The following is a 5955-nucleotide window of genomic DNA, read 5'->3' on the forward strand; positions in this document are numbered from 1 at the left end:
CGGATACTTCTGGATATAATCAAAAACCATAACTAATACAGAAAAATGGTAGACACTTACTTAAACGTTTTACCATTTTTCTTTTCCTAAGTTAATATTTCGGACAAGTCTATTTAGCACTTTGATCGTCGCTTGCAGATTGAAAAAGAAAGGGCTTTGATTCCGCTAGTTCCGTTTTCATACGGGTTTAGTTGAAGGTGGGATAAAGCTAATTGAAGTAGATTCACAGAAGACATAGCAGCATCGACAAACTAATCTAGGGATGAACTATCTTGCTCGGAAGGCACATCAGGTAATGCATTGCTTGGAGTTAAAGCTGGAACATTATGCTTGTCAATAAATCGTCGTTTTCAGTAATTTCTGTAACGGCACTCTAAATAATATTTGAGGCACTTTAATGGATAGCATACACGCTACAATTCTCACTCAAATCCTTACTGATAACGGATTCACTTCTGGGACTATTGCTGAAAATTTCATCCAGTGTCAAACGCCTGGGCATAATGATTACTTACTTAGATTTAGTTGGGATAATAATTCCGAATTAGTTGGAATTGAATTATTAGACTGCTGGGCAGATTCTCTAATTTCATCTTGGAAAACTTCTTCCGCCATGATCCATTTAGTTTTGAGACAAGTACAATTCTTTGTTAAAGAGTATGAAACTATTTGGCACTCATAGTATAGTTACTAATTAAAACACTACGAAAGCAGGAGCTTTGATTATTTATTTAAGCCAAGCCTTTAACTTTTTTGCCTCAGATGCAAGGTTTGCCTGCCTGGTTTGGCAGGCTAGGGCGTGTTTTAAAATTAGTACATTGAAAGAGACAAACTAATCTAGGGAAGCGTCAAAAATTTAAAGCCACTGGTTTGGATGCAGAAACCCAGACCTCAACAAAGTAGGTCTGGGCAGTTCAATACTTACAATAAATCGCGTAAATTAGGCAAAAACAAAACTGGTATTAACATCTACATCAGTAATACCATTGAGAGTAGCAAGAGTTTCACCACCAAAGGCAATTGCGGTATTACCTCCTACTGTATTCACCGCTATAGTATTAGCGTTAATACCCAAGCTAGCACTACCCAGGATACCGATGACATCAGTACCCTTTTCAAAATCAAGAATTGTATTGGCAGCTTCTGGCAATTCACCGCTAACAATCCAAAACTGATCTTTACCTTTGCCACCAGAGATTAGATTATTGCCCCCGAACTGGACGTAAAGTTTGTCATCACCGTCACCACCAAGGGCACGATCATCTTTACCCAGGTAGAATACATCATCACCAGCACCACCGGATAGGCGATTACCGCCTTTGCCATCAGTAGCATCAAAAATGTCATTACCATCACCACCAAAAGCGCGATCGCCCTTGTTAACATAGATAACATCATCGCCACTACCTAAACTGATCCGGTTGCTACCAGCGATTGATGAAGAAACTGTTTGTGTATCAACCTCGTCATTCCCTGCACCAGCAAATACGGAGTCATTGATACCGTCAAAAGTTGCATCACCTGCTATTAACTGGTCACCTTGAGAAGTCCCAGATACTAATTTAGTTTCTTGTTGTGCTGCTGCCTCTTCTGCTGTTACACCAAACATTGTTTGGTACATGAGCTTGTATATCTCGGTGTTATCCAAGGTACTAGGCAGTTTGTCAGCATTCATCCCGTATGTCTTGGAGACAATGCTACCAGGGAAGTCAGGAGTACCAACCCAAGCAACACCAAAGTTGCCCATCGGGCCATCTATACTAGCCTCAGCTTGAAAAGGTTTCCAAGGAGCCTGTTCGCTGGCTGTACTACCATTAACACCATCTAAGAAGTTCTGAGTTGTGTTAGTTGTTGTTGGGTTAACGTTGATAAAGGGAACAGTAGGTTCACTATCTGCCAGAGGAGGGTTATCAGTGGAGTTCCCTGAAGGACGAGTATAGGGAGTATATTGAAACACCTGCAAACCACCTGCATCGCTGTCTGCGGCGGTAACTACTAAAGTGTTGGGGTCTTTGGTATCAACATAATCCTTCGCTACACCAATTGCCGCATCAGCTCGGCGTACAGCTTCAATCGTACCCGCAGCGTTATTGTTATTAGCAAAGTTATCGCTGCCCTCTTCCTCTACCACAGCAAAGAAGCCATCTGGATCTTTGTTGATGATTTTCAAAGATGCATCTAGCATCTCGGCTACTGTAGGAGCCGTTGCCACATAGAGTGGCAGAGGATTTTCGCTATTTAGACCTAGTTCCTCTTCAGTGCGATCATCGAAGGTGTCAGTCGCCGCAAACACGCCCAACAATTTCTGTGGCAGGTTATCGCTGTTGACCACTTGGTTCATTTGTTCCTCAGTATAGACCACGCTATAACCTAAGGACTTCGCCAACTCAATCAAGTTGGTGGTTGGGCGGCGCTCTGGGCGGCTTTCTGAGGCATCAATTTCAGAGGTGACGTGGAATCCAGTAGTTCCCTGCGGCAGCATGTATAATTCCCCACCGCCCATGATCACATCTGTACCGGAGCGGATTACCTGCTCAATGATTTCGGCGTACTTATCCCGTGCCCGAATGTCGTCACCTAATCGGTTGGTGGTTTCAGCTGCAAAGGCAGCAGTACCAGGCTCTGCCAACTGACCAGATTGGATTAGTGCAGTAGCTTTTCCAGCCTCAATAGCTTCTTCTAGGATAGTGGAGCCAGTTTTACCAGAAGCGGGGGTAACAAGGGATTGATCTTCATTCAGACCAAAAGATTCATTAAAGACCTTGACTCCATTAGCATGAGTGACTGCACCAGCATTTGATGTACCCGTTAACTGGTTTTCCATGTGTCCCAAATAGACACCAGCATTCGACATTTCGTCCCAATTAAGCCTACCATCTGGGCCCTTGTCGATATTGCGTAGCGCCATGTAATGGGAAGGGCTAGTGCCATCTGGGTGAATAAAGATGACATTGCCAGTGTCTTTAGTAGCTTCAGGCGCGGCTGTCGGCGCAGGATTCCGAGATGGTAATTCTGTCTCAAACAGAGTCTCATACATCAACTCATACATCCCCGTGTTGTCTACTGTCGCAGGCAGTTTATCTGCGTTCAGTCCTTGAGCTTTTGAGACAATAGAACCGCTGAAGTCGGGCGTACCTGCCCAGCCAATTCCGAAGTTAAAGACATCTCCGTTAGCATCTGGTGCAGCGACAAAAGGTAAGGTATCCGCCCCAGTTTGACCATCTAAGGGAACAGGACGTGCTTCTGTGGTGGGGTTGTTGTTGATAGTACCTACTGACTCATCCGGAGGAAGGGGATCACGTACTTGTAAACCACCTGCATCACTGTCAGCAGCAGTTAAGAGTAAGGTATTCGAGTATTTATCAACAAAGTCTAGTGCTACACCAATCGCTGCATCTGCTCGACGCACGCCTTCTAGAGTACCAGCAGCATTATTATTGTTGCCGAAGTTGTCGCTTCCTTCCTCCTCAACGATCGCAATAGAGCCATTGTTGAAGTTAGGGTGCTTCTCCATCAACTTCTGGGTAATTTCCAGCATTTCGGCGATTGTCGGTGCCGTTTCACTATAGAGGGGTAGTCCCCGCTCAGTTAAGACTTCTTCTGGGCGATCGTTGAAGGTATGGATAGGAGCAAATACGCCCAGCACTTTCGTTGGTGGCGTAGAATATTTGGCTGGGTCAAGTAGGTCTTTGAGTTGTTGCTCGTTATAAACAACTGTGTAGCCCTTGCTTTTCGCCAATTCAATCAAGTTTTCACTGGGGCGTTGGATAGGATTAGTGCTGAGAGCATCTAGTTCGGCTGCTGTACCGTGAAAGCCATCAGTACCTATAGGTAAGAGGGTAAGTTCACCACCGCCCAGAATAAAATCAACTCCAGACTCAATCACCTGCTTGGCAATCTCAGCTGTTCGCTGGCGAGGCGGAATTCGCTCTCCATCGACAACCAGTTCACCCACTTGAGCAACGAATGCAGCTGTACCCGGCTCATATATGGCACCAGACTGAACCAGCGCTGTCACCTTATTTGCAGCTACTGCTTCCTGCACGATTGTCTTACCAGTGTTGCCAGATAAGGAAGCAACTGAAGAACCATCGGCGTTTAAGCCAAACGATTCTGCATAGACCTTGGCACCCGTTGCATGGGTAACAGCACCAGCATTGGATGTTCCACCCAACTGGTCTTCCATGTGACCCAGATAAACCCCAGCATGAGCTAGATTGTCCCAGTTCAAACGTCCGTCGGGGCCTTTATCTACAAACCTTGCGAACGCATAATGAGATGGACTGGTCCCATCTGGATGGAGGAAAATTACGTGATTACCAGTTGCCATAAAACTTGTGAATTGTTCTGAATAAATTGGGTTTCGATACTTCTTTTTAGAAGACTAGAGTTCTTTCACGATCCAGCCTGCAACACAGGCTAGTCCAATACCATTAATCAGATCTGCCGTAACTTCCAATCGATAGTAGTCAAGTACAGTTTGCTTGAACACAGATTGAGATAACCATGCTGTCATTAACGCTAAACCCAAAGCTGCTACATCGGAGAGAATATGTTTAGCATCTGCTAAAAGAGAAAGGCTATTGCTCCAGATGCCTGCACTTAATTCCACACACAAAAAGTGCTTAATAATAACTAAAGAAGTCCACAAAACTTGAATCTTTTGCTTCACCTGATTAGATTGCATTAAACCTAAATTTGGAGACTAATTAAAAATTAACTCAACATTCGATTTATCAACCAAATGATTTTGTGCTGAAAGCACCATTCTTAATGCTTGAAAATCCGTTTATTTCCACTTTAGATTATCATTAGTAAGGTTAAGGGCTGAATAAGGAAGGTTTAATTATAAATAAAATTATTTTTATTTATTATATGAATTTTACGGAGAAAATTTGAGAAATGTTATCATTATTAAATTAAGTATTTGCAGATGGAGCAGCACTATCATTTGCTGCTGAACTTGAATTATCAGAAGCCTGATTGTTGCTGCCACAAGCGCTAATACTCATTGTAAAAATTCAGTAGACCGAAAAGTTTGGCGATGCCTTCTCTGCGAGAGGCTTTGCCAACGGCGGGCGTAGCCATCGCTAAAAAATACTAATCTATGATACCGTTTTTTTGAAAATGTAGAAGTGGCTTGTGCTTAGAGTTGATTCTAGACTTATTCGCTCTACGTTTAAATCTTTAGCTAATATGTTAAATTATTAACGTCTAGCTGATATCAAGTTAAAATATGTTAGATGTCAGAAGTCATAACGCTTAATATGTGATTCATAAAACTTAATTTTTGTCATCTATCTATACTGAGATAATTGCTGGATAGATGTATCACTAGTTATAGCTTTGTTGATAGTAAATTACAATTCTACTGACTGAATTTTTGAGAAATGATTAGTGAATTTAGCAGTAATATGTTGCTAGTTAATAGCAACTAACTGTCATTAAACTGCTAGTTGCTTGATTTAGATGATAGTTCATAAATTACTACTATAATTGAAAACACGTAACCATCAAAGGTAGTAGTTTAAGTAAAAATATTACGTATTGATGTATACAAAATTCTTAAAAATTCGTAACCGTTCACAGGATAAGAAACGCTACAGTCAAAAATGGGTTACTGAGATGGTAGATTAAGAGGCATGAATGAAAACTGCCTCGCCTACGGAATTGAAATTTCCGACTCAGATTGGGAAAAGACTCCAGCCAGCATCAAACAACTGGTGGAGAAAATGGGGCAGCATATAAAGCAATCAGAAAAAAGGCTGGCGGAACTTGAGGTCAAATATCAAGAGTTATTAGAAAACGAACCAATTCGTAACTCCATCAAGTCCTCTCTACAAGAGGCTGCTGACTATGAAATTGGTTTCAAAGAAAAGACTCCACTGGCTAAAACTGTTCGCACTTGCCGTCAAATACTGAAGCTTGAACCTGCTTTATGGTTATTTGTGATCC

General features: G+C 42.3%; 3 protein-coding genes and 1 pseudogene. 2 read left to right on the plus strand and 2 right to left on the minus strand.

Going from position 1 to position 5955, the window contains the following annotated elements; genetic code table 11:
• Positions 1 to 397 precede the first annotated feature (397 nt).
• A complete protein-coding gene (locus H6G97_RS43545; protein WP_190946720.1) occupies positions 398 to 682 on the plus strand; it encodes a hypothetical protein in 285 nt (94 codons plus the stop codon).
• 258 nt (positions 683 to 940) lie between these two features.
• Here the strand turns inward: H6G97_RS43545 and H6G97_RS43550 are convergent, their stop codons facing one another.
• Positions 941 to 4330 carry an alkaline phosphatase gene (locus tag H6G97_RS43550; RefSeq protein ID WP_190946721.1) on the minus strand — a complete coding sequence of 1130 codons (3390 nt, stop codon included), beginning with the start codon at positions 4328 to 4330 and terminating at the stop codon, positions 941 to 943.
• 54 nt (positions 4331 to 4384) lie between these two features.
• Entirely contained in the window at positions 4385 to 4687 is a 303-nt protein-coding gene (locus H6G97_RS43555) for a cation efflux transmembrane domain-containing protein (protein ID WP_190946722.1), read from the minus strand.
• A 955-nt stretch (positions 4688 to 5642) separates the two neighbouring features.
• On the opposite strand from H6G97_RS43555, the pseudogene H6G97_RS43560 reads away from it, so the two are divergent.
• A pseudogene (locus H6G97_RS43560) lies at positions 5643 to 5955 on the plus strand (hypothetical protein); the annotation flags it as partial.

The sequence above is a fragment of the Nostoc flagelliforme FACHB-838 genome, from assembly GCF_014698065.1.
GTDB classification, from domain to species: Bacteria; Cyanobacteriota; Cyanobacteriia; order Cyanobacteriales; family Nostocaceae; genus Nostoc; species Nostoc flagelliforme_B.

Coding starts and splice junctions, on each gene's coding strand:
- H6G97_RS43545 (WP_190946720.1), top strand. CDS start 398: ATGGATAGCATACACGCTACAATTCTCACTCAAATCCTTACTGATAAC.
- H6G97_RS43550 (WP_190946721.1), bottom strand. CDS start 4,330: ATGGCAACTGGTAATCACGTAATTTTCCTCCATCCAGATGGGACCAGT.
- H6G97_RS43555 (WP_190946722.1), bottom strand. CDS start 4,687: ATGCAATCTAATCAGGTGAAGCAAAAGATTCAAGTTTTGTGGACTTCT.